Origin of the sequence: Rhodanobacter sp. AS-Z3 (assembly GCF_029224025.1) — a bacterium.
Classification (GTDB): domain Bacteria; phylum Pseudomonadota; class Gammaproteobacteria; order Xanthomonadales; family Rhodanobacteraceae; genus Rhodanobacter.
Window position 1 is genome coordinate 2,664,621 of sequence record NZ_CP119392.1, and the last position, 25,081, is coordinate 2,689,701.

Consider the following 25,081-nt stretch of genomic DNA (forward strand, 5'->3'; position numbering starts at 1 on the left):
GAACACGTCATCATGGCTTACAAGCATTTCGAAGCAATTGAAAAACACGTCGGCCTGCTCGGCGTGCTGATCGCGATCATGGTCTCGCTGGGTGGCCTGGCCGAGATCACGCCGCTGTTCATGGAGGCACATTCGGTGAAGGCGCCACCCGGCGTGCAGCCTTACGATCCGCTGCGACTGATCGGCAAGGACGTCTACGTGCAGAATGGTTGCTACCTGTGCCATTCACAGATGATCCGCGCGCTGCGGTTCGAAACCGAGCGCTACGGCCACTACTCCACGGCAGCGGAATCAGTGTATGACCGTCCGTTCCAGTGGGGCTCCAAGCGCACCGGCCCGGATCTGGCCCGTGTGGGCGGCAAGTACTCCGACGACTGGCAACGCATGCACTTGATGGACCCGCGCAAGGTCGTGCCGGAATCCAACATGCCGGGCTATCCGTGGCTGGCGCACAACAAGATAGATGCCAAGGATGTGCAGGCGCGCATGCGCGTGCTGCGCACGCTGGGCGACCCGTACACCGACGCCGACATTGCCGGTGCGCCCGCAGCCGTGGAAGGCAAGACCGAAATGGACGCCTTGATTGCCTACCTGCAAGGGCTGGGCATCAAAAACGAACCCTCGTCGACGGCGGGCGCCAATGCCGCAGCGAGTGATGGAGGTACGCCATGACGCCGATCAACCCGATTTGGGGCCAGATTACCGGCGGCTTCATCCTGCTGATGATGATTACCTTCATTGGCATCTGGATCTGGGCCTGGCGCAAATATCACAAGCCAACCTTCAACCGGATGGCGCACTTGCCGCTGGAAGATGAGCCGGAAACTGAAGTCAGCACCAAGGAGAAGCGCCCATGAGCAGCGGCTGGTCGTTATGGGTGATGTTTCTGGTGACGCTTAATATGGGCGTCACCCTGTTCCTGTTCCTGTGGGGCCCGCGCGCGAAGATCCCCACCCTGCCCGACGGTACCAGTGGCCATGTCTGGGCACATGGTGTGCTGCGCGAAGGCGTGCGCAAGCTGCCGATGTGGTGGATCGTGTTTTCCGCCAGCATGTTCGTGGCCGGTTTCTCCTACCTTTACCTCTACCCGGGTTTCGGCAACCACAAGGGCGCGTTGAACTGGACTTCGCACAACCAGCTGCAACGTGACCAGGCTGCCAACAACGCCAAACTCGAGCCGCTGCTGGAGCGGTTTCGCCTGTATCCGGTGGAAAAGCTGGCGGGTGATCCGGACGCGCTGGCGATGGGCAAAGTGTGGTTCGAGGACAATTGCGCCGCCTGCCACGAGCGCAGCGGCAAGGGCAATGTCCTGCTCGGTGCTCCCAATCTCACCGACGGCGACTGGCTCTATGGCGGCAAGGGCAGCGATATCACCACTTCCATCCATGACGGTCGCAGCGGTGTGATGCCGCCGTGGGCCAGTCTGGGTGCGGACAACGTGAAAAATCTCGCGCAATACGTGCTGAGCCTGTCCGGCGCACCGCACGACGCAGCGAAGGCGGCGGCTGGTCAACCACTGTTCGCCACCTGCGCGGCTTGCCACGGTGCCGAAGGCAAGGGCAACCCGGCACTCGGTGCACCCAACCTCACCGACAAGATCTGGCTGCATGGCGGCAGCGTGGCCGATATCGAGAAGACCATCGGCGAGGGACGTCAGGGCCACATGCCCGCATGGAGCCCGCGCCTTACCGACGACCAGATCCACGTGATCGCCGCCTACGTCTACCAACTGTCGCATCCGGTCGATGAAAGCAAGCAATGAAACCCCAGCCCAACCTGGATCGGCGTGGTATCAACAGCCGATCCTGTGGTTGGGTGCATTCGTTTTCGTGGCATCGATGGCAGGTTGCATCTGGCTGATCGTGGTGGGTGCGCGCTATGCCGACACGCCGCTGGATACTTCGCATACCGTATTCGGGGTACCGGTCAGTGCTCACAGCCGTGCCAGTCCACCGCCCAGCGTGCCGGCGCGTGCGCCGACTGACCCGCCGCAATGAACCGCTACGCGGCGTGGGCTCATCCGCAACTCGCCGCGCAGGTACTGCGCCGCCGCCGTGACGGTTGCAGCGAGATAGCTCTCTCGGTTGAATCCCTCAGCGATGCCCGCCAGGTGTTGCAACTGGAGCAGTTGATTCGTTCGCTGCCCGGGGTAAAGCGTGTCGCCATTGATCGACCCGCGCGGCGGGTCCGCGTGGTGCTGGATATCAGCTGCACACCGTTACCCACCCTGCTGGCAAATTTCGCTGCCGCAGGGTGCCCGGCGCAGCCGCTGCAGCACGACAGCATCGATGATGCACGCTCCGAGGAGCAGCGCGACGCCCTGAAGCGCCTGCTGGTAGCGGGAATGTGCGCGATGCAGGTGATGACGTACGCCTTTGTCATCTACATCGGCGTAGTCGATTTTGTCGACTTCAGCACCCGCAACCTGTTTCGCTGGCTCGGTCTGCTGACCAGCATTCCGGTAGTGTTCTACTCGGCCCTGCCGTTCTTTCGCGGCGCCATACGCGAGCTTGGCGAACGGCGACTTGGCATCAATCTGCCAGTCGCACTGGCGGTGGCCCTGGTGTTCCTGGCCAGCATGTTCAACACCTTGCGCGGCCACGGTGAAATCTATTTCGACTCGGTGACCATGTTCGTCACCCTGCTGCTGGGCGGGCGTTATCTGGAATTGCGCTCACGCCATCGCAGCGGCGCGCTGGGCGATGCGGTGATCGATGCGGCGCCCTTGCTGGCGCAGCGCCGCCGTGCCGACGGCGAACTGGAGACCGTGCCCGCGATGACGCTGTTGCCTGGCGACCGCGTACATATTGCCGAAGGCACGCGCGTGCCTGCCGACGGTGTTTTGCAAACCGCGGATGTGCAGGTGGACGAAGCATTGCTGTCCGGCGAGTCGCGTCCGGTACGTCGTCAGCGTGGCGAACCGTTGATCGCCGGCAGCGTACTGATCTCCGGCCCGGCCGAGCTGATCGTCGAACACAGCGGCAACACCACTGCGGTGGCGCGACTGGGCGAGCTGGCAACACGCGCACGCCAGACACGCACGCAGATCGCTGCCAGCGACCGCGAGGTCGGCCGCTTCGTCGCGCGCGTGCTCGGCCTGACCGTACTTACCGCGCTCGGCTGGCTGCTGGTCAACCCGGAGCGTGCTTTTGAGTCCGCGGTGGCGGTGTTGGTCGTCGCCTGCCCCTGCGCGTTTGCACTCACCCGCCCCGCCACCTTGACTCGTGCGCTGGGCGTGCTGGCCACTCGCGGTGTATTGGTGACCAGCGGCGAGGCGCTTGCTCGATTGGCCACGGTCGATTACGCCATGTTCGACAAGACCGGCACGTTGACGGTGCCACAGCTCGACCGTCGCGCGGTCGAGCCGTTGCGCGGCGACAGCATCGCGCAGGTATTGCAGCTGGCTGCCGCGCTGGCGCACGAAAGCTCCCATCCGCTGGCCCGCGCACTGGCCGACACGGCACGCCAGCAGGCGCTGCCGCTGCAGGCGTCGTCAGTACACGTTGATGCCGGTGCCGGCATCAGTGGTGAAGTGGACGGCCAGATGTTGTGGCTGGGACGCGCGGACTTTGCCCTGCGTGCGAGTGGTCAGGCAATGCCTTCGCATGCCAGCGATGCCCTGCTGCTGGCCGACACCAACGGCGCCATCGCCGCGTTCCATCTGGACGAACAGCCGCGTGCCGAGGCGCGCCGGCTGTTGCACAGCCTGCGTGCTGATGGCATTGCCATCAGCATGGCCAGCGGTGATGCCGAAACCCGCGTGGCATCGATGGCCGAGCACCTCGGCATCACCGACTGGCAGGCGCGGCAATCTCCGATCGACAAACTTGAACGCCTGCAGGCCGCACATGCCGCGGGTCACACCACGCTGGCGGTGGGCGACGGCAGCAATGACGCACCATTGCTGGCTGGCGCCGATGTCTCTGCGGCACTGTCTTCCGGCACCGAACTGGCGCAGGCGCATGCCGACTTGCTGCTGATGGATGGACGGCTGGGCGGCTTGATCGACGCGCGATCCATCGCCTGCCAGCTGCACTACGTCACCGCGCAGAGTCGTCGCTGGGCGCTGGCCTACAATCTTTGCGCCGTGCCGTTCGCCGCGTTCGGCCTGGTGCCGCCGTGGCTGGCCGGGATCGGCATGTCGCTCAGCTCGCTGGTGGTGGTTTTGAATGCACTGCGCGTGGGCAAACAGGACTTGGCTGCCGACCAGCGCACCGGGCCGACATCGGGCGCACGCGAGGTGGCGGCATGAATATCCTGCTGGTGCTGATTCCGGTGACCCTGGTCATTGTGGTCATCGCGGTCGGGTTGTTTTTCTGGGCCGTCAATCACCAGCAGTTCGATGACCTCGACAGCCCCGAAGTATTGCCCCTGCTGGATGACCCGACTACGGATTCGGCACCTGTCGCCGCAACGCCACCTGCAGCAACCGGCGCTGCCAGCGATCCGCAAGACTGATCGGAGCAGACAGACCCATGCGTGCCAGCGCCGCGGACTCGCCCGGTGCCAGCTCACCCCGGCGACAGGCCGCAACCAGCAGGCCCAGCTTGCCGCGCCAGTTGGCGCTGACGTATTTCAGCCACTCCAGTGCCGGCAGCAGGCGCTGCTCGATCTCGTTGAAGTCACTGCCAAACGGAAATTTCGGTAACAAGCCATGCTGCCGGAACGGTGCCAGCGCCTTGTGCAAATGACGCGGACGATGCAGCCGCCAGCTTTCGGGTATCACGAAATTGGCGGCCAGCTTGCCATGTGCCTTGGCCTCCGCGCACAACGCATCGAGGAAACGCGCGTCGGTGATTCCCAGCATCGCTTCGATGCACTCGCTGTCACTTTTCCCACGCAGGTCGGCAATGCCGTACTCGGTGATGATGATGTCGCGCAGGTGCCGCGGGATCGTGGTTTCGCCATAGTTCCAGCGAATATTGCTCTCGATCCCGCCACCGCTGCTGCGGGTGGAACGCAACAACAATACCGAACGCGCATCGGGCAGCTCGTGTGCCATCGCCACGAAGTTGTACTGGCCACCGACACCGCTGACGACGCTGCCGTCTTCAAGCGTATCGGAGACTGCCGCGCCGAGTGCGGTGGCCATCATGCAGGTGTTGAAGAAGCGCGCGCCGCGCCGCTGCAACATCGACAGTGATTGGTGCATGCCGTACAGCTGGTTGACGTGGGACACCGCACACATATCAATCGCATCCGGATCAGCCGCCTCGGTGTCGGCCAGCCATTGATACAGTTCACGCGAACCGAGAAAGAACGCGCCGCGCAGATAATGCCCACCTGATGTGCGGTGATCGATCCGGCCGGCCACTGCAGCACGTTCCAGCGCCAGGCTGTCCCAGCTGCGCCGCTTGAGAATGCCGCCGCGCTGCAGGTGCATGAAACCGTCCATCACCATTTCGCTGGCGCCGTACAGACCCTTCTCGAACGCCGCCAGCCCGCCCAGCCAGCCGGCCAGCGCATGGGTCTTGCCGAGCGGGTCCAGCGCCACCAGCGCACGACGCCATTGAATATTGTTCTGATGCCGCAGCAGCAAGGCCTTTACCAGTGCGTCTGACAACGCGCCAATGCCGATCTGCAGGCACCCATCATCCTGGACCAGCGCGCTGGCATGCAGACCCAACGCGTACTCGACCAGATCGACCGGTGCGCGCGGCAGCGCAAACAACGGCGGTGAATGTTCCGGCTGCAGCTCCACGTCGAAAAAGGCTTCCGCCACTTCGGCATCGCCGCCCATGTAAGGCAGGTCCGGATGTACCACGGCCACGCACAGAGGTCGCGGCTTGTCCGCCAACTGGGTCAGACGCAGCAAATCCAGGGTGAGATCAGGGTTGCAGGAAAGGCTGTAATGCACGCCGTCCGGTCCTTCGCGACGGGCAACCAATTGCACCAACAAGTTGATGTCCTGCACCACCAGGTCGCGGGCGACATGTGTGTAGTTCTGGCTGATGTAACTGCGTTGCGCGCTGGCCGAATTCAGCATCGCACCGGACTGCAAATAGAACTCGTGCACTTCGACATTGGCCGGCAACGCGTCGCGAGCCTGATCCAGTGCGTATTGCGGGTCCACCGCGTCACTGCCGAAATGACGTTCGAGAAACGGCTGCAGAAAGCGCTGCTCCAGCCCGGCTGCCGGTTGTGGCCGGGTCAACGACAGCGCGGTGTACAGGCGCATCGAGCGTGTCTTGTCCTTGCCGACCATGCGATACAAGGCATTCAGCAGGCCGTGCGGCTTGCCCAGACCCAGCGGCGCGGCAATACGCAGGTCGGAACCCAACACATCGGCGAGGTGACGGACGCAGGCGGTAGTGTCGGTGTAACGGTGCTCAATCGGCATGCACGCGATGATGCCAGAAGCGTGACGCCGTCGGCGCGTTGACAGGTCATCGCCTACACTCAGCCCATGCCGATACCTTTGATCCCGCCAACCCCGAGTCGCCTGCTGGCCGAACAGGCCTTGAGCCGCGCCGCCGGCGCGCCGCTGCTTAGCGGCAACGCCGTGCAATTGCTGATTGACGCCGCCGCCCACTACGACGCCTGGCTTACGGCCATCCGTGGCGCCCGGCATCGTGTGTTACTGGAAAACTACATCGTGCGCGACGACGAAGTCGGTCGTGCGTTTCGCGATGCGCTGGTCGAGCGAGCCCAGTCTGGCGTTTTCGTCGCGGTGGTCACCGACTGGATCGGCTGCCTGGGCCAGTCGCGTCGTTCGTTCTGGGCGCCTTTGCGTGCTGCCGGTGGTGAGGTGCGCGTGTTCAATCCGCCAGCACTGGGTCAACCACTGGGCTGGATCAGTCGCGATCACCGCAAGCTGCTGGTGGTCGACGGCGTGCTCGGTTTCCTGTCCGGCGTATGCATCAGCGCAAAATGGCTGGGCGACGCGCAGCGCAACGTGCCGCCGTGGCGGGATACCGGCGTGGCGTTGCAGGGGCCGGCGGTGGCGGAACTGGAAGCGGCGTTCGCGCAAAGCTGGGGCGAAACCGGTGCGCCGTTGCGCGTGCTGCCCGCAGCGCCGGATGCGGAAAGCCCGGTCGGCGAGGTTTCGCTGCGGGTGATTGCCACCCAGCCCGCCACCGCCGGCATGTATCGACTGGACCAGTTGATCGCCTCGATGGCACGCAAGACGCTGTGGCTGACCGACGCGTATTTCGTAGGCGTGGCACCTTACGTGCAGTCCTTGATCGCCGCCGCCCGCGATGGTGTGGACGTGCGCCTGCTGGTGCCCGGTAGCAGCGATATTCCGGTGGTGGCCAGCATGTCGCGCTCGGGATATCGGCCGCTGTTGAAGGCTGGCATCCGCGTGTTCGAGTGGAATGGCTCGATGCTGCACGCCAAGACCGCGGTTGCCGATGGACAATGGGCGCGCGTGGGCTCGTCCAATCTCAATATTGCCAGTTGGCTCAACAACCAGGAAATCGACGTCGCGGTGGAGGACGACGGTTTCGCCGGCCAGCTTGCCGTGCAGTACGACAAGGACCTGGGCCATGCCACCGAGATCGTGCTGGCCTCACGCCGCAGCCGCCACGGCAGCAGCGAAAAGGTGTGCAGCAGCGAGGCCCGGCCGGCGCGGCCGCGGCATGCTGGCGGCAGTTCCGGCCGTGCCGCCGCCGGTGCCTTGCGGATTGCCAACAGCGTCAGTGCCGCGCTGATCCATCGTCGCGTGCTGGCTGATACCAGCAGCGGCCCACTGCTGCTCAGTGCCGCGATCCTGCTGGCGCTGGCCGTCGTGGCGGTCCTGTGGCCGGCATGGATCGGCTGGCCGTTCGGCATCCTCGCCGGTTGGTTCGCGCTGAATCTGGGTATCCGTGGCTGGCGCGCCCGCAAGCGCCGCTGGCGCGAATTGCGCGATGGCAGCGACGACGAATGAGCCGGCACGGTGCCCAGCACTTGTCTTGATGCTGTACCTGCGCTTTGAACTTCAAGCAGATGTTTTCTCACAATTTGATACGACGCCCATGTTAGGCTCGCGCCCTTATGCCAGCGTCGTACGACAACCCCGAGACACGTCATGTGCTCACCCCCAGTTCGCTCAACCGGTTGGTGCGCGACCTGCTGGGCGATGCCTTGCCGCAGGTCTGGATTGAAGGTGAATTGTCCAACGTGGCGAAGCCGGCCTCCGGGCATCTGTACTTCACCCTGAAGGACAGTGGCGCCCAGGTGCGCTGCGCGATGTTCAAGATGAAAGCCTCCGCGCTGCGCTTCCGTCCGGTCGACGGCATGCAGGTGCTGTTGCGCGCCAAGGTCGGCTTGTACGAACCGCGCGGCGAGTTCCAGCTAGTCGCCGAATACATGGAGCCGGCCGGCGAAGGCGCGCTGCAGCGCGAGTTCGAGCAACTCAAGGCGCGGCTCGATGCCGAAGGCCTGTTCGACCCCGCCCGCAAGCGTACCCTGCCTGTTTACGCCCGCCGCATCGGCGTGATCACCTCGGCGACCGGCGCAGCGGTGCGCGATGTGCTCAGCGTGCTGGCGCGACGCTGGCCGCTGGCCGATGTCGACGTGTTGCCGGTGCCGGTGCAAGGGCGCGAAGCGCCGCCGGCGATCGTGGCGATGTTGCGCAAGGCTTCCGCCAGCGCACGTTACGACGTGCTGCTGTTGACCCGAGGCGGCGGTTCACTGGAAGACCTGTGGGCTTTCAACGATGAAGCGGTTGCACGCGCGATCCATGCCAGTGCGGTGCCGGTGGTTTCTGCGGTTGGTCACGAAATCGACTTCAGCATCGCCGACTTTGTCGCCGACCTGCGCGCGCCCACACCGTCAGCTGCCGCCGAATTGCTGGTGCCGGACGCGCTGGCCATCGGTCGCCATCTGCGGCAACTGCAACAGCGTCTGCTGACCTTCCAGCACCGCCGGCTGCAAGCGCACGCACAACGCGTTGACCACTTGTTCGCGCGCCTGCAGGCACAACGGCCACAGGCGCGATTGGCACGCGACGGCGAACGACTGCAACACCTTCGTCATCGACTGATGGTGGTGCAGCGCGAACAGGTCCAGCAACGCCGAACCCGGCTGGAGCGACTGCACGCACGTCTGCTGAGGCAACATCCCGGTGCACGATTGCCGTTGCTGGCACGTCGGCTCGCCGAGCAGGATCAGCGCCTGCGCCGCGCCATTACCCAGATTCTGGAACGGCGGCAGACAGCCTTGCGCCATGCCAGGCATGAGCTACATGCGATCAGCCCGCTGGCTACGCTGGAGCGTGGCTACGCCATCGTGTTCGACGCTCAGGGCAACGTGCTGCGCTCTGCCAAGAACCTCGCACCGGGCACACCGCTGCGTGCCCGTCTGGCCGATGGCGAGTTGCCATTGCGGGTCAGCGAAGACTGAGCGTTCCACGTTTGCGACAGCCGCTTGTCGTCGTCATCATCACATGACAACGCAACAACTATGCTGGAGCATTACTGCGCCGAAGGCGCGCTGAAACACCTCATAGAGGACGACGCCGTGCTCAGGAAAACCTACCCGTACTACCTTGCGAACCGTCCGCAGACCTCAAAGCAGATGCTGGAGGTGCACGACAAGTACACCGGCAAAGTCGCCACGCGTGTTGCCGTGCCCGACGCCCGCGCCACCGAGAAAGCGATCGTCGCGGCGGTAGCGGCAACCAAGCCGATGCGCGAGTTCAAGCCGTGGGCGCGCCAGGCCGTGCTGCAGCACTGTGCGCAGCGCTTCACCGAGCGTCGTGATGAACTGGCCGAAGCCTTGTGTATCGAGGCCGGCAAACCGATCAAGGACGCCGCCGGCGAAGTGACCCGGTTGATCGAGACGTTCCGGATTGCCGCCGAGGAAGCGGTGCGCATCAACGGCGAGACCTTGAACCTGGAACTGGCTGCGCGGCTGGACGGCTATCACGGCTACACCAAACGCGTGCCGCTGGGGCCAGTCTCCTTCATCACGCCGTTCAATTTCCCGCTGAATCTGGTGGCGCACAAGGTGGCGCCGGCGATCGCCGCAGGCTGTCCGTTCGTGCTCAAGCCGGCAGAAAAAACTCCGATCGGCGCATTGATCATCGGCGAGGTGCTGGCCGAAACCGATCTGCCCAAAGGTGCATTCTCGATCCTCACTCTGAACGGTGAGCATGCCGCGCCGCTGGTCGAGGACGAGCGCTTCCACCTGCTCTCCTTCACCGGCGGCCAGATTGGCTGGGACCTGAAAGCGCGTGCCGGGCGCAAGAAAGTGGTGCTGGAACTGGGCGGCAATGCCGCCTGCATCATCGACGCGGATCAGGGTGCGAAGCTGGACAAGGTAGTCGATCGACTGGTGTTCGGCGCGTTCTACCAATCCGGCCAGAGCTGCATCGGCGTGCAGCGCATTTATGCCCACGCGGATATCTACGAGGCGCTGAAGCGCAAGCTGGTAGCCGCAACGAAGAAACTCAAGGCCGGTGACCCGAAGAAGAAGGATGTGTTCCTCGGCCCGATGATCGACGAAGCCGCTGCCACCCGCCTGCACGACTGGATCATTAAGGCAAAACAGGCCGGAGGAAAAATCCTCTGTGGCGGCAAGCGCAACGGCAACATGCTGGAAGCGACGCTGATGGAGCACGTACCGACCGACGCGAAAGCGAACCGCATGGAAGCCTTCGGCCCGTTCGCCCTGCTCGCCCCATTCAACACCTTCGACGATGCCATCGCGATGGTCAACGACTCGGATTTCGGCCTGCAGGCCGGTATCTTCACCGACAGCCTCGATCACGCCATGCGCGCCTGGAATGAACTGGAGCAAGGCGGCGTGGTGGTCAACGACATCCCCAGTTTCCGCGTGGACAACATGCCTTACGGCGGCATCAAGCTGTCCGGCCTCGGCCGCGAAGGATTACGCTACGCGATTGAGGACATGACCGAAATACGTTTGATGGTCATGCGCGAATCCTGAATCGCTGTTGCGTCCCCGTCCCTGTTCAATATCATTCAAAGGAACTCCCATGACGATCGATATCCGCGGATACGCCGCACATTCAGCCACCACGCCACTGACGCCTTACCGCTTCGAACGACGCGACCCACGCGCCGACGATGTGGTCATCGACATCCTGTACTGCGGCGTGTGCCACTCCGACCTGCACACCGCGCGCAACGAATGGCATGGCACCAAGTATCCCGTCGTACCCGGCCACGAAATGATCGGCAAGGTCAGCGCGGTGGGTTCGAAGGTCAGCAAGTTCAAGGTCGGCGACATGGTCGGCGTCGGCTGCATGGTGGACTCCTGCCAGCACTGCACCGCCTGCGACCGTGGGCTGGAACAGTATTGCGTCGAAGGTGCCACCTTCAGCTACGGCAGCAAGGACCGGCAGGACGGCCGGATGACCTACGGCGGTTATTCCGAGCGCATTGTCGTGTCGGACAAGTTCGTGCTGAGCATCTCCGACAAGCTTGACCCGAAATCTGCCGCGCCCTTGCTGTGTGCCGGCATCACCACCTGGTCGCCACTGCGCCACTGGAATATCGGCAAGAACAGCAAGGTCGCCGTGGTTGGGCTGGGCGGGCTGGGTCACATGGGCCTGAAGTTCGCCAAGGCGCTGGGCGCCGAAGTCACCCTGTTCACCCGCTCGCCATCGAAGGAAGACGAAGCGCGCCGGCTTGGCGCCGATCACGTGGTGCTGTCCACGGACCCCGAGCAGATGAAGGCGGCAGCAGGCCGGTTCGATTTCATCCTCGATACCGTTCCGCACCAGCATGACCTGAACCCGTATCTGGCCACCTTGAAGATCGATGGCGTACACGTGCTGGTGGGTCTGGTCGAGCCGATCGAACCTACGGTCCACGCAGCCAGCATCATCTTTGGTCGCCGCTCGATCGCCGGCTCGTTGATCGGTGGTATCGCCGAGACTCAGGAAATGCTGGACTTCTGCGCCGAGCACGGCATCACCTGTGATGTCGAGATGATTGACATGCAGTACATCAACGAAGCCTACGAACGCATGCTGAAAAGTGACGTGCGCTATCGCTTCGTGATCGATCTGGCCTCGCTCGACAAGAACCCAGCCTGAGTTGCAACCGGTGCGCGATGCCTACGGCCCGTTAAAAGCGGAAGCCTGGGCATCGCGCTTGTGCGCCGATAGCTGCGCTACAACGCGCCCGCGCGGGTGGCCTGCACGTTCCAGCCCATCGCGTTGTACCAGTGATAACGGGCAATGCCGGCGTATTCATGCAAGGCCATGTCGGCCATGGTGAAGTTGTACGACAGCGGCAACCATGACGCGATGCCGCTGACGTAATCCGCGCGTACTGGCGGGGCGTGGATGCCAAAGTGGCTGAAATACAGTTCGCCACGCCGCAAATGGAAGCCAGAGGAAACCAGCAACACGCGGTCAGCACCGTAGGCCTTCAGCAAGGGGCCACTGAACTGTGCGTTCTGCCAGGTATTCAAGCTGCGTGGCTCCAGCAGCAAATCGGCGGGATCGACGCCAAGCCGCTGCAGATCGCCCGCGTAGATGGCCGCTTCGGACTGTCCCAGCCCACGTGCGTCGCCGCCACTCACCTCGACCTTGCAGTCGCGCTCGGCCTGCCGGCAGGCGTGATAAAGCATCGCGGTCTTGCTGATCCGACCATAGGCAAAAAAGCTCGCCTCGACCGCACCAGTACCAATCACGCGCACGGTGCCGGCGCCCAGCAAGACGATCACATTGTGCTGACCCCAGACTACCGGCGCCGGCACCGCAACCTCCGATTGCAGGTGCGAAAGCAGCCAGATCGGCAGCGGACCGCAACCGGTGGCCAGGCCAATCAGCAGCGCCAGGCCGAACAGCACGCGGCTGCAACGCCGCCAGTGCAGCCAGCCCAGCACGCTCGCCAGCAGGAGCAGGATCAGCAACGTGTTGAAGGTCATCGATTGAAGGCCCGGGTGGGTAAGTGGATGATGGCGCACGCTACTACCATTATGCCGCTGCCCCACGCCGACCTGACCACCACCTCGATGGATTCATGGCTGCGCGGATCTTGCATGGAATGGATCAACGCATCGGAGTTTGCGCATGGCCACCCTCGTCTTCGTGCACGGCTGGAGCGTCACCAACACTTCCGCCTATGGTCAGTTGCCGCAGCAAGTGCAGCAGCAGGCGGCGAGTGCGGGCCTGTCGCTGACCCTCGCCGACGTATGGCTGTCCGAATACGTGAGCTTCGACGATGCGGTGACCATGGCCGACTTGGTGCGCGCCTTCGATCATGCCTTGCGCGACCTGCACCTGCTGGACGCCAGTTTTGATTGCATCACCCACTCCACCGGCGGCCCGGTGATCCGCGAGTGGCTGCGCGCACAACGTGATCGTCCGGCTACACACAGCACCATTCGTCTCAGCCACCTGATCATGCTCGCGCCGGCAAACTTCGGCTCGGCATTGGCACAACTCGGCAAGGGTCTGCTGGGCCGGCTCAAGTCCTGGTTCGGTGGCGTGGAACCCGGCCAGCGCATTCTTGACTGGCTGGAACTGGGTAGTGCGGCATCGCTGTCACTCAACCTCGATTACATCCACAGCGACGACCCGCTCAATCGCGGCCAGTTCCAATTCGTGCTTATCGGCGATCGCCCTGATCGCAGCTTGTACGACCACCTCAACAGCTACACCGGCGAAGACGGTTCCGACGGTGTGGTGCGCATCGCCGCAGCCAATCTCAATGCCCACCACGCGGTGCTGTCGCCACGCACCAACAGTACCGGCGGTATCGATAGGCTGGCACTCAATCTCACCGCCGGCCCGCGTTGCGCGTTCAAGATGATTGCCGGCGCCGCGCACTCCGGCGATCTGGTCGGCATCATGGCGGCCGCCGCGCCTGCCACAGTGGCTGCCATCCTGCGTTGTCTGCAGGTACGCAGCGCCAGCGATTATTCCGCGCTATGCGACGCCTTCGACCATGAGAACGCTTCACGCGACGCGGACAAGGTCGAACTGGAACCGGCCGGCCCCTTCGCGCCGCGCGTGCATATCCACGATCCACGCAGCCTGTTGATCGTGCGACTCACCGACGAGGCCGGCGAGCCGCTGACCGGCGCCGGCTTCCTGCTGACCGCCGGCAAGCCCGCCAGTGCCGACTTGTTGCCCGAAGGCTTTCTGCTTGATCGCCAGGCCAATTCGAAACAGCACACCACCATCTCGCTGTTTCTCGATTACAGCCTGCTCGCCGGCGATGATCGGGTGGCCGATCCGCGCAACAGCCGCAAGACATTGCGCCCCGCCGTGATCAGCCATCGACCCTACGGTGCCAGCGTGCAGCCGATCGATCTGCTCGGGCTGGTTCATCACGCACTGGCCGAAAGCTCCCCGGACGACGATCTGTTCGGCATGCTGGCGCCACACCAGACCACCGTGCTCGACGTGGTACTGCCGCGCAAGCTCTGCGAAGGCGTGTTCCGGTTGACCCGGAACCTGACCCCCGAAGATTTCAGCAAGCCCGTGCCGGGTCCGCTGATCGACTGAGCCAGATCGTCTCGGTGTCAGCCGATGGCAACCCAGGCTGACTGAATACCGCGAGCCTGCCATTCAAGCGCGGCCAGATCAGCGATACTGCCTGCTCGCAAGATCCGTGTGTTCGGCCTGTGGCAGAGCTCGACCGGACTGGCACCACGCAAACTCGGTCGATTCGGCACTGGCATGCAAAAGAAACCCATCTTCTTCGACCCTACCGGCCGTCGCGCCAGCCATGTATCGCGGCTGGCCCTGCTCGCTGGCGTGGTCAGCACGCTGTTCGTGGTGGCTTGTGCCATCAGCCTGTTTGTAAGCCCGACCATGAGTAGCCTGCACATTGGCGAACACGCAAGGACGCGACACGCCCTGACCAATGTGAAAGCGGCGGCGCCGGAATTGCTCAAATCGGCAGCGAAACTGGCGGCGGAAGTTCGGGCGCGACAAAAGCTGCTGCACGCACCACGCACGCACGCCAGCAAAGCCGCAGCAACCCATGTGCCGCCACCCTCGCTGGACAAACCTGCAGACCGGCCGCTGGCGATCGGTTTCTACGTCAACTGGGATGACAGCAGTTACGCCTCGTTGAAACGCAGCCTGCCCCAACTTGATTGGGTGATCCCGTCGTGGATGAGCCTCAGCGGCAAGGACATGGCGCTGCACACCAGCGCCGATGCCAAGGCGCTGAATCTTATTCGCAAGCAAAAACCGTCGACGCCGATCCTGCCGTTGCTGCAGAACGCGGTGGACGCCAAGTGGGACGGTGCAGGGCTGGCTCGCATGCTGGCCAATCCAGCGCTGCGCAAGGAGCGCATTGCGCAGATCGTGGGGTTTCTCGCCAGCAACCATCTTCAGGGCGTCACCGTCGACTTTGAAGAAGTACCCGATGCCGCGCAGCCAAATCTGAAACTCTTCCTCAGCGAGCTCAACGACGCTTTCGATCCGCATGGCTGGGGCATCGTACTGTCGGTGCCTTTCGATGACGCCAACTGGGATTACGCCGGTTACGCCGACATCGTCGACTTCGTGCTGCTGATGGCCTACGACGAACACTGGGCTGGCAAGATACCGGGCAGCATTGCCGGTCAGGCGTGGTTCGAGAAAAATCTCGAACAGCGCATGAAACAGCTCGATCCTGACCAGACCATCGTCGCCATCGGCAGCTACGGTTACGACTGGTCACATGGCAACAATGCCGAGGCGCTGACCTTCCAGGATGCGATGGACCGCGCGTCGGACGCGCAATCGGACATCAGCTTCGACTCGGCTTCGCAGAATCCGCACTTTTCCTACGATGACGACGACGGCCACACGCATCAGGCGTGGTTCCTCGACGGTGTCACCGCGTACAACCAGATCCATGTCGCCGACGAATATAAACCGTATGGCTATGCCTTGTGGCGACTCGGCTCGGAAGACCCGTCGGTGTGGTCGGTGCTCGGCCGCCCTTACGCCGCGCCCGCGCCCGATCAGTTGCGCACGATAGGTGCGGGCGAAGACATCGACATCGAAGGTCAGGGCGAGGTGCTGGAAGTGGCCTCCAAGCCGTCACCCGGCGCGCGCACCATCGAGGTGGACAAGGACGATGGCAGCATCGCCGACGAAAGCTATACGAGCCTGCCCAGCTCCTATGTGATCCAGCGTGCCGGCACGCTGCCGCACAAGATCGCGCTGACCTTCGACGACGGCCCCGACCCGGAGTGGACACCGCAGATCCTGGACATCCTCCAGGAAAAACATGTACCCGGCACGTTCTTCATCATCGGCGAAAACGCCGAGATGGCGCCGAAACTGGTGCAGCGCGAAGTGTCCGAGGGTCACGACGTCGGCAACCATACCTTCACCCATCCCAATCTCGGCGACAGTCCGCCGGGCATGGTGACGCTGGAACTCAACGCCACCCAGCGCTTGTTCGAAGCGCTGACCGGCCATTCCATGCGGTTGTTCCGCGCACCCTATTTCGGTGACGCCGAACCGACCACGGCCGACGAACTGGTACCGATCGAACTGGCGCAGAAGATGGGCTACATCTCGGTGGGTCTGCACGTGGACGCCGAGGACTGGCAGCGCCCCGGCGTCGATGCCATCGTCAACAACGTGTTGAACGCGATCACCACCACCAACGTCGAACGCAAGGGTCAGGTGGTATTGCTGCACGATGGCGGCGGTGAACGTTCGCAGACGGTGGCCGCGTTGCCGCGGATCATCGATGGTCTGCGCGCGCAGGGTTATCAGTTCGTCACGGTTTCGGAACTGGCGGGCCTGACCCAGGCGCAAACCATGCCGGCGATCGAACCCGGCTCGCTATCGCAATGGACCGACCGCATCGTGTTTCTGGCGCTCGGTTTTTTTGGTCATTTCATCCGCTGGTTGCTGACCGTGGCCATCGCACTCGGCGTGGCGCGACTGATCCTGCTGGGTGGACTGGCGCTGATCAATCAGGCCCGCGAACGCCGACGCGTCGTCCCCGTGCTTGGCGAGCAGCCACCCCTGGTTTCCGTGCTGATCCCTGCCTACAACGAAGAAAAAGTCATCGCCAGCTCGATCCGGCAGATCCTCAAGAGTCGTTACGCGAATCTCGAGGTCATCGTGGTCGACGACGGTTCCGTTGATGCCACCTCGGCGGTGGTGCGTGAACACTATGCCGATGAACCGCGGGTGTGCCTGCTCACCATTCCCAACGGCGGCAAGGCGCATGCGGTGAACACTGCATTGCGCGAATCCCACGGCGCGGTGGTGGTGGCTCTGGATGCCGACACCCAATTTGAGCCGGACACCATTCCCCGACTGGTGCGCTGGTTTGCCGACCCGCAAGTCGGTGCCGTCGCCGGCAACGCCAAGGTCGGTAACCGGGTCAATCTGATCACGCTGTGGCAGGCACTGGAATACATTACCGCGCAGAACCTCGAACGGCGTGCGCTGGCCGCACTCGGCGCAATCACCGTGGTGCCGGGCGCCGTCGGCGCATGGCGTCGCGAAGCACTGGAACAGTTGGGCGGCTTTCCCGCCGATACCCTGGCTGAAGATCAGGACCTGACCATCGCCGTGCAGAAGGCCGGCTTCAAGACCTTGTTCGACGCCGAGGCCATCGCGTGGACCGAAGCACCCGATACCGCGCGCGGCCTCGCCCGTCAGCGTTTTCGCTGGGCCTACGGCACCTTGCAATGCCTGTGGAAACATCGGGGCGCCACGTTCAATCCGCGCTACGGATCACTGGGCACCATCGCGTTGCCGCAGGTATGGCTGTTCCAGATCCTGTTCTCGGTGGTCTCGCCACTGGTCGACCTGGTGCTGGTCTGGCAGATCGTCTCCACCACGCTGGACTACATCCAGCATCGCGGTCAGTTCGATGACACCAACCTGATCCGCATGCTGGTGTTCTATGCCGCCTTCATGACCGTCGACCTCGCCGCCTCTGCACTGGCCTTCGCGATGGAGAAGAAGGAAAAGTGGAGCCTGCTGTGGTGGCTGGTGCTGCAACGCTTCGGCTACCGCCAGCTGATGTATTACGTGGTGGTGCGCTCGGTTTGGACGGCCATCAAGGGACCGTCGGTCGGCTGGGGCAAGCAGGAGCGCAAGGCCACGGTGACGGCGGGCGAAAGTTTATCGACTTAATCAGCCGCCACCGGCATCGCTGGCCGGGTGCGTTGCCTAATCGCGCACCCGCATCGTCAAACCCTTCAGAAAATTCCGCAGCAACTGGTCGCCGCACAGCTTGAAGTTCTTGTGGCCCGGTTGGCGGAACAACGCGCTGAGCTCGGGCTTGGAAATCGGCAGGCCGGCGGCTTCGAGGATCTCGTGCATGTCGACGTCCTTAAGCTCGAACGCCACACGCAGCTTCTTCAGCACCACGTTGTTGGTGACGCGCTTCTCCGGCGGTCGCGCCGGACGGCTTTCATCCTTGCCACGACGGTGGAACACCAGCCCGTCCAGAAACAAGGCCAGCGTCTGGTTGCTGCATTCCGCGTAACCCGGCTCGCCGTCTTTTTTCAGCATCGCCAGCACATCTTCCTTGCTGATCGGCTCATTGGCATCCGCCAGGTGGATCAGTTCAACCACCTTGCCGTCGCTCAGGTCGAGCATGTAGCGGATGGAGCGCAGTACGTCGTTGTTGATCATGTCAGTCCGGTGGATGTCGCACAGGGGTGCCATGCTACCGCGCCACGTCGAGTTTGACCCCGTTTCCGTGTTCGGTGCGTTTCATCTTGCACCACAGGAGAGGAGCACCGCCCCATGAAACTGAAAGCCCTGCTGCGCAGCTTGCTGCTGGCCTTGCTGGTGATCATCACCGGCTGCAGCGTGTCCAAACCAGCAAACAACATCCCCGTACCCAAGGACAACAGCGTACCGATGCCGCCACCCAAGACCGAAACGCCGACGAGCGATCCCGCTCCGGTGCCGAGTCTCCCGGCCAACGTCGCGCAAGACAAACAGCAGAACAAGACGGACAACCGGGTCGATGCCTCATCACCGCCGGCTTCGGGTCAGGCCGTACTCATGTCGGTTGCGCCGCCGGCACCCTCTGCGCCGCCAGCCATGGCTGAGGCCATCAGAACCACCTACAGCGCGCAAAGCCAGAAAAGCATGGGCTATATGCGAGCGCCGCCGCTGATCCAGCCGATGCCCGGCGACATCAACCGGGAGAACTACACCCATCGCGATACCAACCCGCTGCAGCTGGTCAGCGAGCAGCCGGTGTCTACCTTCAGCATCGACGTCGACACCGGCTCGTATACCAACGTACGGCGCATGTTGAATCAGGGACAACTGCCGCCAGCCGACGCCGTGCGTGCCGAAGAATTCATCAACTACTTCGATTACGGCTACACCCCGCCAGCTGCGCGTGAGCAGCCGTTCAGCGTGACCACGGAGTTGGCGCCCTCACCGTGGAACGCCAAGCGTCAGCTGCTGCTGGTCGGTATCCAGGGCTACCGCGTGCCGAAGGCGCAGATTCCAGCCTCGAACCTGGTGTTTCTGATCGACACGTCAGGCTCGATGAACGAACCCGACAAACTGCCCTTGCTGCAGGCTTCGCTGAAGCAACTGGTCAATCAACTGCGCGAGCAGGATCGGGTGGCCATCGTGACTTATGCCGGCTACGCCGGTGTCGTCCTGCCCTCCACCGCAGGTGACCAGCACGCCACCATCAACGCAGCGATCGATCACCTCGGCGCCGGTGGCTCTACCAACGGCGGCGCCGGCATCGAACTGGCTTATGCACAGGCCGAGCAAGGCTTCATCAAAGGTGGCGTGAACCGGGTGATCCTGGCCACGGATGGCGACTTCAACGTCGGCACGGTGAGTGAGGAAGCATTGAAGACCACCATCGAGGATCACCGCAAGAGTGGCGTGGCGCTGACCACGCTGGGCTTCGGTGAGGGCAACTACAACGATGCCATGGCGGTGATGCTGGCCGACGTGGGCAACGGCAGCCACCACTACATCGACAGCCTGCAGGAAGGCCGCCGGGTGCTGGTCGACGAAATGTCCGCGACCCTGCTGACCATCGCCAAAGACGTGAAGATCCAGGTCGAGTTCAACCCGCAACAAGTACAGGAATACCGCCTGATCGGCTACGAGAAGCGCATGCTGAAGCGCGAGGATTTCAACAACGACAAGGTCGATGCCGGCGACATCGGTGCCGGTGCCAACGTCACCGCGATCTACGAGATCACCCCGACCGGTTCGGCCGGTGCCCGCATCGACCCACTGCGCTATGGCCACCAGGCTGAGCCCGCCAAACGCGGCAGCGAACTGGCCTTTCTGCGCCTGCGCTACAAGCTGCCGGGTCAGTCGGACAGCCAACTGATCGAACAGCCGATCGCGGCACGGCCTGCCGCCGAGGCCAGCGAACGCCTGCGCTTTGCCGCTGCCGTATCCGCTTTCGCTGACGCGCTGCGCGGCGGCAAGTATCTGGATGGCTACGGCTACACGCAGATTGCCGCACTGGCCAACGGCGCGCGTGGCGATGATGCCGACGGCTATCGTGCCGGCTTTGTGCAACTGGTGAAACTGGCTGACGGTCTGGCCACGCATGGTCATGACAACGACCGCACCGCGGCGCGCTGAAGTTCCCGGCCCCGCCGCCGCGGCTCTGGTTATGGGTAGCACCTCCTCGCTGCCCTTCCCCAACCAGCACCGCGCGACGGGGCCGGACCCTGGCCTGACCCGCTGGAGCGCGTCATCCAGGGCAGTCCGAACCGGCAACAGCCAACGCCGCCTACCCGCTGCAGGGCGATTTGTCTTACCCTCAGCTCCCATGGATGCTGCGGTTGATCCCGATGCCTTGCTGATGCTTGCCTACGCGCGGGGCGACCTTGCTGCGTTCGAAGCACTCTACGCGCGTCATCGCGGCATGCTTTATCGGTTTCTGTTGCGCAGTGTGCGCGACCCGCATCGCACCGACGAGCTGTTTCAGGAAACCTGGAGCCGCGTCATCAGTGCTCGCGAACGTTACCAGCCGCAGGCGAAATTCAGCACCTGGCTGCTGCAGATCGCCAACAACCTGATGATCGACGGCAGCCGCCGCCAGCGCCCCGTGGCCAGTGGCGAGGAAGCGGAAGTCGTGCTGGGCAACCTTGCCACGCCCGAGCGCGAGCAACCCGATCACGCACTGTCCGCATTCGAGCGCCGCCGCAACCTGCAGCTGGCGATCGAGCAATTGCCGGAAGAACAACGCACCGCCGTGTTGCTGCGACTGGAGCAGGAACTGAGCCTGGAGGAGATTGCCGAGGTTACCGGTGCCGGTCGCGAGACAGTAAAGTCACGCCTGCGCTATGCCATGAACCGCCTGCGCGAAGTGCTCTCCGAATGACCACGCCCCTGCCCCCTACCGATCCGTCAACTGCAGACGAGCAACTGCCCGGCGAAGCCGAGCTGTCCGCTTTGTATCGGCAGTTGCCACAGAACGAGCCCTCCGCTGCGCTCGACGCTGCCGTGCTTCGTGCTGCCGCCGCGGCCTTGACCGGAGCCGTGGACCCGACCGTTACCGACCGCCGCCGCGGGCCGCGCGAGCCTGGCGACTGGGTCCATCCCAAGCCGGAGACGCTGGCCATTTCCTCGATCGGTGGCGCCAAGCGTCGTGAGCGCACGCCACGCTGGCTGATTTCGCTTGGCAGCGCCGCCAGCCTGGTGCTGGTTGCCGGAATGGCATGGCAATTGCGCGAATCCAGCCCGCCGCCGCCCGCACAGATCGCACAGCAACATGCCGTGGCTGCAGCAGCTGCCGACATGCCGATGCCTGAAGCCAACGCCCCGATGGCTGCCGCAGCACCGGCCGTCGCTCCGCTAGCGAACCACATGGCCGAAAAGCAGGCGACGGCGCAAGCTGATGCCGTTGCCGACACCGCGAAGAAGCTGCAGCAGGACGACAAGGCTCGCTCCGCAGCACGCATGATCGCTGCCAAGCCGATGGCCACACCGCCGCCGGCCGCTGAAGTTGCCAGCGTGCCGCCTGCACCGCCAGCGCCACCCGCAGCGCCTGCGCCCCCGGCACCACCAGCGATGCTGCAGGAAACTTCGACAAACGCCAGCGCCGGCACATTCGATGCCAGCGCACCGGTTGCCGCCGCACCGGTGGCAACCGGCAAGGTCGACAGCAACCAAGAAACCACGCTGCAGCCCGGCGACACCCCAACGCAGGAACTGGACAAGATCCAGCAACTGTTTGCGCAGGGCCATCACGATCAGGCCATGCAGCGGCTGCGGTCGTTCCACAAGGCGCATCCGCAGTGGCCATTGTTGCCGGCACTGCAGGCACATTTGCAGGAACCATGAGCGAAACGCTGTCCACCCTGGTCCAGCGTTGCGTCCATCAGGAAGAAATAAAAAAGAGCCGCTTTCTCGCCCACGCCGCGCCGGTGGACTCCGCCGAGCAGGCGCTGGCCTTTCTGCGCGAAGTGGCCGACCCTGCCGCCACCCACAATTGCTGGGCTTACCGCATCGGCCAGGACTACCGCTTCAACGACGACGGCGAACCCGGCGGCACCGCCGGCCGACCGATCCTGCAGGCGATCGAAGGCCAGGGCATGGATCGCGTGATGGCGGTGGTGACGCGCTGGTATGGCGGGATCAAGCTCGGCGCCGGCGGCTTGGTCCGTGCCTATGGCGGGACCGCCGCCGAGTGCCTGCGCCGGGCCGAACACCGCGCCATCATCCCGATGGCCACGCTGACCCTGTCATGCCCGTTTGCCGATCTGGCCCTGTTCAAGGCGCGCTTGCAGGAGTTTGATGGGATCATTACGCAAGAAGATTTCACCGCCGATGGGGCGGATCTGCAGCTGACGCTGCCGGTGACGCGCGTGCAGGAAGCGATCGCGCGCATCACTGATCTCACCCGTGGCCATGGTCTGCCCGTACGCATCGACTGACGCAGTGGGCTGCCGTTACTTCCATTCCAGCAAGGAATACTGATGAATCGCGATCCCCAACGTTTCCCCGACGACGAAAACGGCAACGCGCTGTGGCAGATGGCTGAAGCCGGCGACGACTTGTCGATCCCTCGCGAAGTCGATTTCGCCGTGCTGTTTCCCACGGAAGACGACGCCCTGCAATTTGCCGTGCATCTGTTGCGCAGCGATCAGAAGGTGTCGTTGTCGTCCTACGAGGAAAACCACGAATTGCCGTGGCAGGTGCTGGCTCACCCATTCATGGAGCCCAGCCACAGCAACATCTGCGGCTTCGAGCGACTGCTGGGCGAGTCCGCTGAGGACTTCAGCGGCCGCAATGACGGTTGGGGTTGCGAGGCACAGGCGGAGCACTGAAGCGAGGCGCGAGTCGCTCGCTGCCGTCGAGGCTGCAAGCTGCGGTGGGCCGGCGCATTGAATCCACCCGGGACCCGCCCCACGTCATGAAGTCGACGTCGCCTTTCGCGAGACTCCATGATTGCCACCGAAACACCCCAACCCTCCCGTCGCATCGGCGCCCTGCGCGGCTTGTGGCCGTTTGTGAAACCCCATCGCACGCTGGCCATCGGCTGGCTCGTCTTCCTCGGCCTGTCTTCCGGCGCGTCGCTGACCCTGCCGATGGCGTTTCGCTACATCATCGACAAGGGTTTCGGTCATTCCAGCTACGCGGTGATCAACCAGACCTTCATCGCCTTGTTCGGCGTGGCGCTGGTGTTGGCGGTGGCCACCGCAGGGCGCTATTTCTGTATCACCCTGCTGGGTGAACGCGCGCTCGCCTCGCTGCGACAGACTTTGTACGCGCAGGTGATCCGCCTCGATGTCAGCTTCTTCGAGCGCAGTCGCGTGGGTGAATTACTCTCACGCCTCAGCGCCGACACCGAAGTGGTGCAGGCGTTGATCGGCTCCGGCGTGTCGGTGGCGTTGCGCAGCGCGGTGATGCTGGTCGGTGCCAGCGCCATGATGGTGTGGACGGCGCCCTCACTGGCCGGCCTCACCGCGCTGATCATTCCGGCGGTGATGTTGCCGATCCTGGTGTTCGGCCGGCGTGTGCAGAAGCTGTCGCGGTCCAGCCAGGATCGTCTGGCCGACGCCGCCGCGATTGCCAACGAAACGCTCAACGCCTCCACCGCGGTCAAGGCCTACGCACGCGAGAAGATCGAGAGCACGCGTTACAGCAATGCCATCCTGCGCGCGCTGGCCACTGCGCGCCGCCGCATCGGCATGCGCTCTCTGCTGACCATGGCGGTGATCGTGCTGGTGTTCGGCGCGATCACCCTGGTGCTGTGGGCCGGCGCACGCCACGTCGTCACCGGCACGCTGGATGCGGGCGTGCTCGGTCAGTTCGTGTTGTACGCCGTGTTCGCCGCCGGCTCGGTCGCTGGCCTGTCGGAAGTATGGGGCGATGTACTGCGTGCAGCCGGTGCGATGGAACGCCTTGGTGAGCTGCTCAACGAGCGCCCGGAGATCATCGAGCCGGCGCAACCGGTGGCCCTGCCCCGACCGCTACGCGGCGCGCTGCGTTTTGATGGCGTCAGCTTCCATTATCCGACGCGACCCGATACCGCCGCACTGCACGATTTCACGCTGGACGTGCGTCCCGGCGAAACCGTCGCCCTGGTCGGCCCGTCCGGGGCCGGCAAGAGCACGGTGTTCTCGTTGTTGCTGCGCTTCTACGATCCGCAGAGCGGCGCCATCAGCATCGACAACACCGATCTGCGCGCGGTCACGCTGGACGACTTGCGCAGTGCCATCGCGCTGGTACCGCAGGAAACCGTGATTTTCAGCGGCAGCGCCGCCGACAACATCCGCTTTGGCCGCGAAGGCGCCAGTGACGAGGAAGTACGCGAAGCGGCGAGCGCCGCCGAAGCGAATGAATTCATCAGCGCGCTCAACGACGGCTATCAGTCTGAAATGGGCGAGCGAGGTGTGCGCCTTTCCGGTGGTCAACGACAACGCATTGCGATCGCCCGCGCGATCCTGCGTGATGCGCCCTTGCTGTTGCTCGACGAAGCCACCTCGGCACTCGACGCGCAGTCCGAAGCGGCGATCCAGCAGGCACTCGAACGTCTGGAGAAAGGCCGCACCACCCTGGTGATCGCCCATCGTCTGGCTACCGTGCAACGCGCTAATCGCATCGTGGTACTGGACGGTGGCCGCATCGTGGCGCAAGGCACCCATGAAAGCCTGCTCGCCGAAGGCGGCTTATACGCCGAACTGGCGCGCCTGCAGTTCGTGGCGTGACCCGGCTCGCTGGCCCCAGCCGCAGCACAACATTCGC

At 63.8% G+C, this 25,081-nt stretch carries 21 protein-coding genes; 18 read left to right on the forward strand and 3 right to left on the reverse strand.

What is annotated here, in order from left to right:
• The first annotated feature begins 12 nt into the window (after positions 1 to 12).
• The 6 genes from ccoO to ccoS are packed head-to-tail and all read left to right on the forward strand — an operon-like array spanning position 13 to position 4,458.
• Complete coding sequence (gene ccoO / locus PY254_RS11810) at positions 13 to 672, forward strand: cytochrome-c oxidase, cbb3-type subunit II (RefSeq protein WP_281012240.1); 660 nt, start codon at positions 13 to 15, stop codon at positions 670 to 672.
• A complete protein-coding gene (locus tag PY254_RS11815) occupies positions 669 to 857 on the forward strand; it encodes a cbb3-type cytochrome oxidase subunit 3 (protein WP_281012241.1) in 189 nt (62 codons plus the stop codon). Before ccoO ends, PY254_RS11815 begins: the two co-directional genes overlap by 4 nt.
• Positions 854 to 1,762 (forward strand): cytochrome-c oxidase, cbb3-type subunit III, encoded by a 909-nt coding sequence (gene ccoP / locus PY254_RS11820; protein ID WP_281012242.1) that lies wholly within the window; start codon positions 854 to 856, stop codon positions 1,760 to 1,762. Before PY254_RS11815 ends, ccoP begins: the two co-directional genes overlap by 4 nt.
• Positions 1,746 to 1,997, forward strand: coding sequence for a hypothetical protein (locus tag PY254_RS11825; protein WP_281012243.1), 252 nt, complete (start codon positions 1,746 to 1,748; stop codon positions 1,995 to 1,997). Before ccoP ends, PY254_RS11825 begins: the two co-directional genes overlap by 17 nt.
• On the forward strand, positions 1,994 to 4,252 hold the full coding sequence (locus PY254_RS11830; protein ID WP_281012244.1) for a heavy metal translocating P-type ATPase: 2,259 nt from the start codon (positions 1,994 to 1,996) through the stop codon (positions 4,250 to 4,252). Before PY254_RS11825 ends, PY254_RS11830 begins: the two co-directional genes overlap by 4 nt.
• Positions 4,249 to 4,458 carry a cbb3-type cytochrome oxidase assembly protein CcoS gene (gene ccoS, locus PY254_RS11835; protein WP_281012245.1) on the forward strand — a complete coding sequence of 70 codons (210 nt, stop codon included), beginning with the start codon at positions 4,249 to 4,251 and terminating at the stop codon, positions 4,456 to 4,458. The genes PY254_RS11830 and ccoS overlap by 4 nt, the downstream gene beginning before the upstream one ends.
• Here ccoS and PY254_RS11840 read toward each other — a convergent pair.
• Positions 4,388 to 6,340, reverse strand: coding sequence for an acetyl-CoA hydrolase/transferase C-terminal domain-containing protein (locus PY254_RS11840; protein WP_281012246.1), 1,953 nt, complete (start codon positions 6,338 to 6,340; stop codon positions 4,388 to 4,390). The two genes, ccoS and PY254_RS11840, sit on opposite strands and share 71 nt — an antisense overlap.
• Before the next feature lie 66 nt (positions 6,341 to 6,406).
• Here PY254_RS11840 and PY254_RS11845 point away from each other — a divergent pair, with 66 nt between their 5' ends.
• The 4 genes from PY254_RS11845 to PY254_RS11860 all read left to right on the forward strand — a co-directional run bounded on the left by PY254_RS11845 (position 6,407) and on the right by PY254_RS11860 (position 11,989).
• A complete protein-coding gene (locus tag PY254_RS11845; RefSeq protein WP_281012247.1) occupies positions 6,407 to 7,870 on the forward strand; it encodes a phospholipase D-like domain-containing protein in 1,464 nt (487 codons plus the stop codon).
• A 107-nt stretch (positions 7,871 to 7,977) separates the two neighbouring features.
• Positions 7,978 to 9,327, forward strand: a complete 1,350-nt coding sequence (gene xseA / locus PY254_RS11850) for an exodeoxyribonuclease VII large subunit (RefSeq protein WP_281012248.1) — start codon at positions 7,978 to 7,980, stop codon at positions 9,325 to 9,327.
• A 117-nt stretch (positions 9,328 to 9,444) separates the two neighbouring features.
• Positions 9,445 to 10,875 (forward strand): aldehyde dehydrogenase family protein, encoded by a 1,431-nt coding sequence (locus tag PY254_RS11855; RefSeq protein ID WP_281015216.1) that lies wholly within the window; start codon positions 9,445 to 9,447, stop codon positions 10,873 to 10,875.
• 49 nt (positions 10,876 to 10,924) lie between these two features.
• A complete protein-coding gene (locus PY254_RS11860) occupies positions 10,925 to 11,989 on the forward strand; it encodes an NAD(P)-dependent alcohol dehydrogenase (RefSeq protein ID WP_281012249.1) in 1,065 nt (354 codons plus the stop codon).
• A 77-nt stretch (positions 11,990 to 12,066) separates the two neighbouring features.
• Here the strand turns inward: PY254_RS11860 and PY254_RS11865 are convergent, their stop codons facing one another.
• Complete coding sequence (locus tag PY254_RS11865) at positions 12,067 to 12,828, reverse strand: YdcF family protein (RefSeq protein WP_281012250.1); 762 nt, start codon at positions 12,826 to 12,828, stop codon at positions 12,067 to 12,069.
• Between the two features lie 145 nt (positions 12,829 to 12,973).
• Here PY254_RS11865 and PY254_RS11870 point away from each other — a divergent pair, with 145 nt between their 5' ends.
• Together PY254_RS11870 and PY254_RS11875 are read left to right on the forward strand one after the other, a co-directional pair.
• Positions 12,974 to 14,413 (forward strand): DUF7379 domain-containing protein, encoded by a 1,440-nt coding sequence (locus PY254_RS11870; protein ID WP_281012251.1) that lies wholly within the window; start codon positions 12,974 to 12,976, stop codon positions 14,411 to 14,413.
• A 174-nt stretch (positions 14,414 to 14,587) separates the two neighbouring features.
• Positions 14,588 to 18,013 carry a trifunctional glycoside hydrolase family 18/polysaccharide deacetylase/glycosyltransferase family 2 protein gene (locus tag PY254_RS11875; protein WP_281012252.1) on the forward strand — a complete coding sequence of 1,142 codons (3,426 nt, stop codon included), beginning with the start codon at positions 14,588 to 14,590 and terminating at the stop codon, positions 18,011 to 18,013.
• A gap of 36 nt (positions 18,014 to 18,049) precedes the next feature.
• Here PY254_RS11875 and PY254_RS11880 read toward each other — a convergent pair whose 3' ends face one another.
• On the reverse strand, positions 18,050 to 18,517 hold the full coding sequence (locus PY254_RS11880; protein WP_281012253.1) for a YehS family protein: 468 nt from the start codon (positions 18,515 to 18,517) through the stop codon (positions 18,050 to 18,052).
• 114 nt (positions 18,518 to 18,631) lie between these two features.
• Here PY254_RS11880 and PY254_RS11885 point away from each other — a divergent pair, with 114 nt between their 5' ends.
• From PY254_RS11885 to PY254_RS11910, 6 genes are all read left to right on the forward strand, one after another.
• Entirely contained in the window at positions 18,632 to 20,467 is a 1,836-nt protein-coding gene (locus PY254_RS11885; RefSeq protein ID WP_281012254.1) for a vWA domain-containing protein, read from the forward strand.
• A 190-nt stretch (positions 20,468 to 20,657) separates the two neighbouring features.
• Positions 20,658 to 21,212 (forward strand): RNA polymerase sigma factor, encoded by a 555-nt coding sequence (locus tag PY254_RS11890; protein WP_281012255.1) that lies wholly within the window; start codon positions 20,658 to 20,660, stop codon positions 21,210 to 21,212.
• Positions 21,209 to 22,174, forward strand: a complete 966-nt coding sequence (locus PY254_RS11895; RefSeq protein ID WP_281012256.1) for a hypothetical protein — start codon at positions 21,209 to 21,211, stop codon at positions 22,172 to 22,174. Before PY254_RS11890 ends, PY254_RS11895 begins: the two co-directional genes overlap by 4 nt.
• Positions 22,171 to 22,767: an IMPACT family protein gene (locus tag PY254_RS11900; RefSeq protein WP_281012257.1), complete on the forward strand. Its 597-nt coding sequence runs from the start codon at positions 22,171 to 22,173 to the stop codon at positions 22,765 to 22,767. The genes PY254_RS11895 and PY254_RS11900 overlap by 4 nt, the downstream gene beginning before the upstream one ends.
• A gap of 42 nt (positions 22,768 to 22,809) precedes the next feature.
• On the forward strand, positions 22,810 to 23,160 hold the full coding sequence (locus tag PY254_RS11905; RefSeq protein WP_281012258.1) for a ribonuclease E inhibitor RraB: 351 nt from the start codon (positions 22,810 to 22,812) through the stop codon (positions 23,158 to 23,160).
• A gap of 117 nt (positions 23,161 to 23,277) precedes the next feature.
• Positions 23,278 to 25,044, forward strand: coding sequence for an ABC transporter transmembrane domain-containing protein (locus PY254_RS11910; protein ID WP_281012259.1), 1,767 nt, complete (start codon positions 23,278 to 23,280; stop codon positions 25,042 to 25,044).
• Positions 25,045 to 25,081: the final 37 nt, after the last annotated feature.

Excerpts from the sequence above, each read along its gene's own strand:
- ccoO (WP_281012240.1), top strand. The coding sequence starts at position 13 with ATGGCTTACAAGCATTTCGAAGCAATTGAAAAACACGTCGGCCTGCTC.
- PY254_RS11815 (WP_281012241.1), top strand. The coding sequence starts at position 669 with ATGACGCCGATCAACCCGATTTGGGGCCAGATTACCGGCGGCTTCATC.
- ccoP (WP_281012242.1), top strand. The coding sequence starts at position 854 with ATGAGCAGCGGCTGGTCGTTATGGGTGATGTTTCTGGTGACGCTTAAT.
- PY254_RS11825 (WP_281012243.1), top strand. The coding sequence starts at position 1,746 with ATGAAAGCAAGCAATGAAACCCCAGCCCAACCTGGATCGGCGTGGTAT.
- PY254_RS11830 (WP_281012244.1), top strand. The coding sequence starts at position 1,994 with ATGAACCGCTACGCGGCGTGGGCTCATCCGCAACTCGCCGCGCAGGTA.
- ccoS (WP_281012245.1), top strand. The coding sequence starts at position 4,249 with ATGAATATCCTGCTGGTGCTGATTCCGGTGACCCTGGTCATTGTGGTC.
- PY254_RS11840 (WP_281012246.1), bottom strand. The coding sequence starts at position 6,340 with ATGCCGATTGAGCACCGTTACACCGACACTACCGCCTGCGTCCGTCAC.
- PY254_RS11845 (WP_281012247.1), top strand. The coding sequence starts at position 6,407 with ATGCCGATACCTTTGATCCCGCCAACCCCGAGTCGCCTGCTGGCCGAA.
- xseA (WP_281012248.1), top strand. The coding sequence starts at position 7,978 with ATGCCAGCGTCGTACGACAACCCCGAGACACGTCATGTGCTCACCCCC.
- PY254_RS11860 (WP_281012249.1), top strand. The coding sequence starts at position 10,925 with ATGACGATCGATATCCGCGGATACGCCGCACATTCAGCCACCACGCCA.
- PY254_RS11865 (WP_281012250.1), bottom strand. The coding sequence starts at position 12,828 with ATGACCTTCAACACGTTGCTGATCCTGCTCCTGCTGGCGAGCGTGCTG.
- PY254_RS11870 (WP_281012251.1), top strand. The coding sequence starts at position 12,974 with ATGGCCACCCTCGTCTTCGTGCACGGCTGGAGCGTCACCAACACTTCC.
- PY254_RS11875 (WP_281012252.1), top strand. The coding sequence starts at position 14,588 with ATGCAAAAGAAACCCATCTTCTTCGACCCTACCGGCCGTCGCGCCAGC.
- PY254_RS11880 (WP_281012253.1), bottom strand. The coding sequence starts at position 18,517 with ATGATCAACAACGACGTACTGCGCTCCATCCGCTACATGCTCGACCTG.
- PY254_RS11885 (WP_281012254.1), top strand. The coding sequence starts at position 18,632 with ATGAAACTGAAAGCCCTGCTGCGCAGCTTGCTGCTGGCCTTGCTGGTG.
- PY254_RS11890 (WP_281012255.1), top strand. The coding sequence starts at position 20,658 with ATGGATGCTGCGGTTGATCCCGATGCCTTGCTGATGCTTGCCTACGCG.
- PY254_RS11895 (WP_281012256.1), top strand. The coding sequence starts at position 21,209 with ATGACCACGCCCCTGCCCCCTACCGATCCGTCAACTGCAGACGAGCAA.
- PY254_RS11900 (WP_281012257.1), top strand. The coding sequence starts at position 22,171 with ATGAGCGAAACGCTGTCCACCCTGGTCCAGCGTTGCGTCCATCAGGAA.
- PY254_RS11905 (WP_281012258.1), top strand. The coding sequence starts at position 22,810 with ATGAATCGCGATCCCCAACGTTTCCCCGACGACGAAAACGGCAACGCG.
- PY254_RS11910 (WP_281012259.1), top strand. The coding sequence starts at position 23,278 with ATGATTGCCACCGAAACACCCCAACCCTCCCGTCGCATCGGCGCCCTG.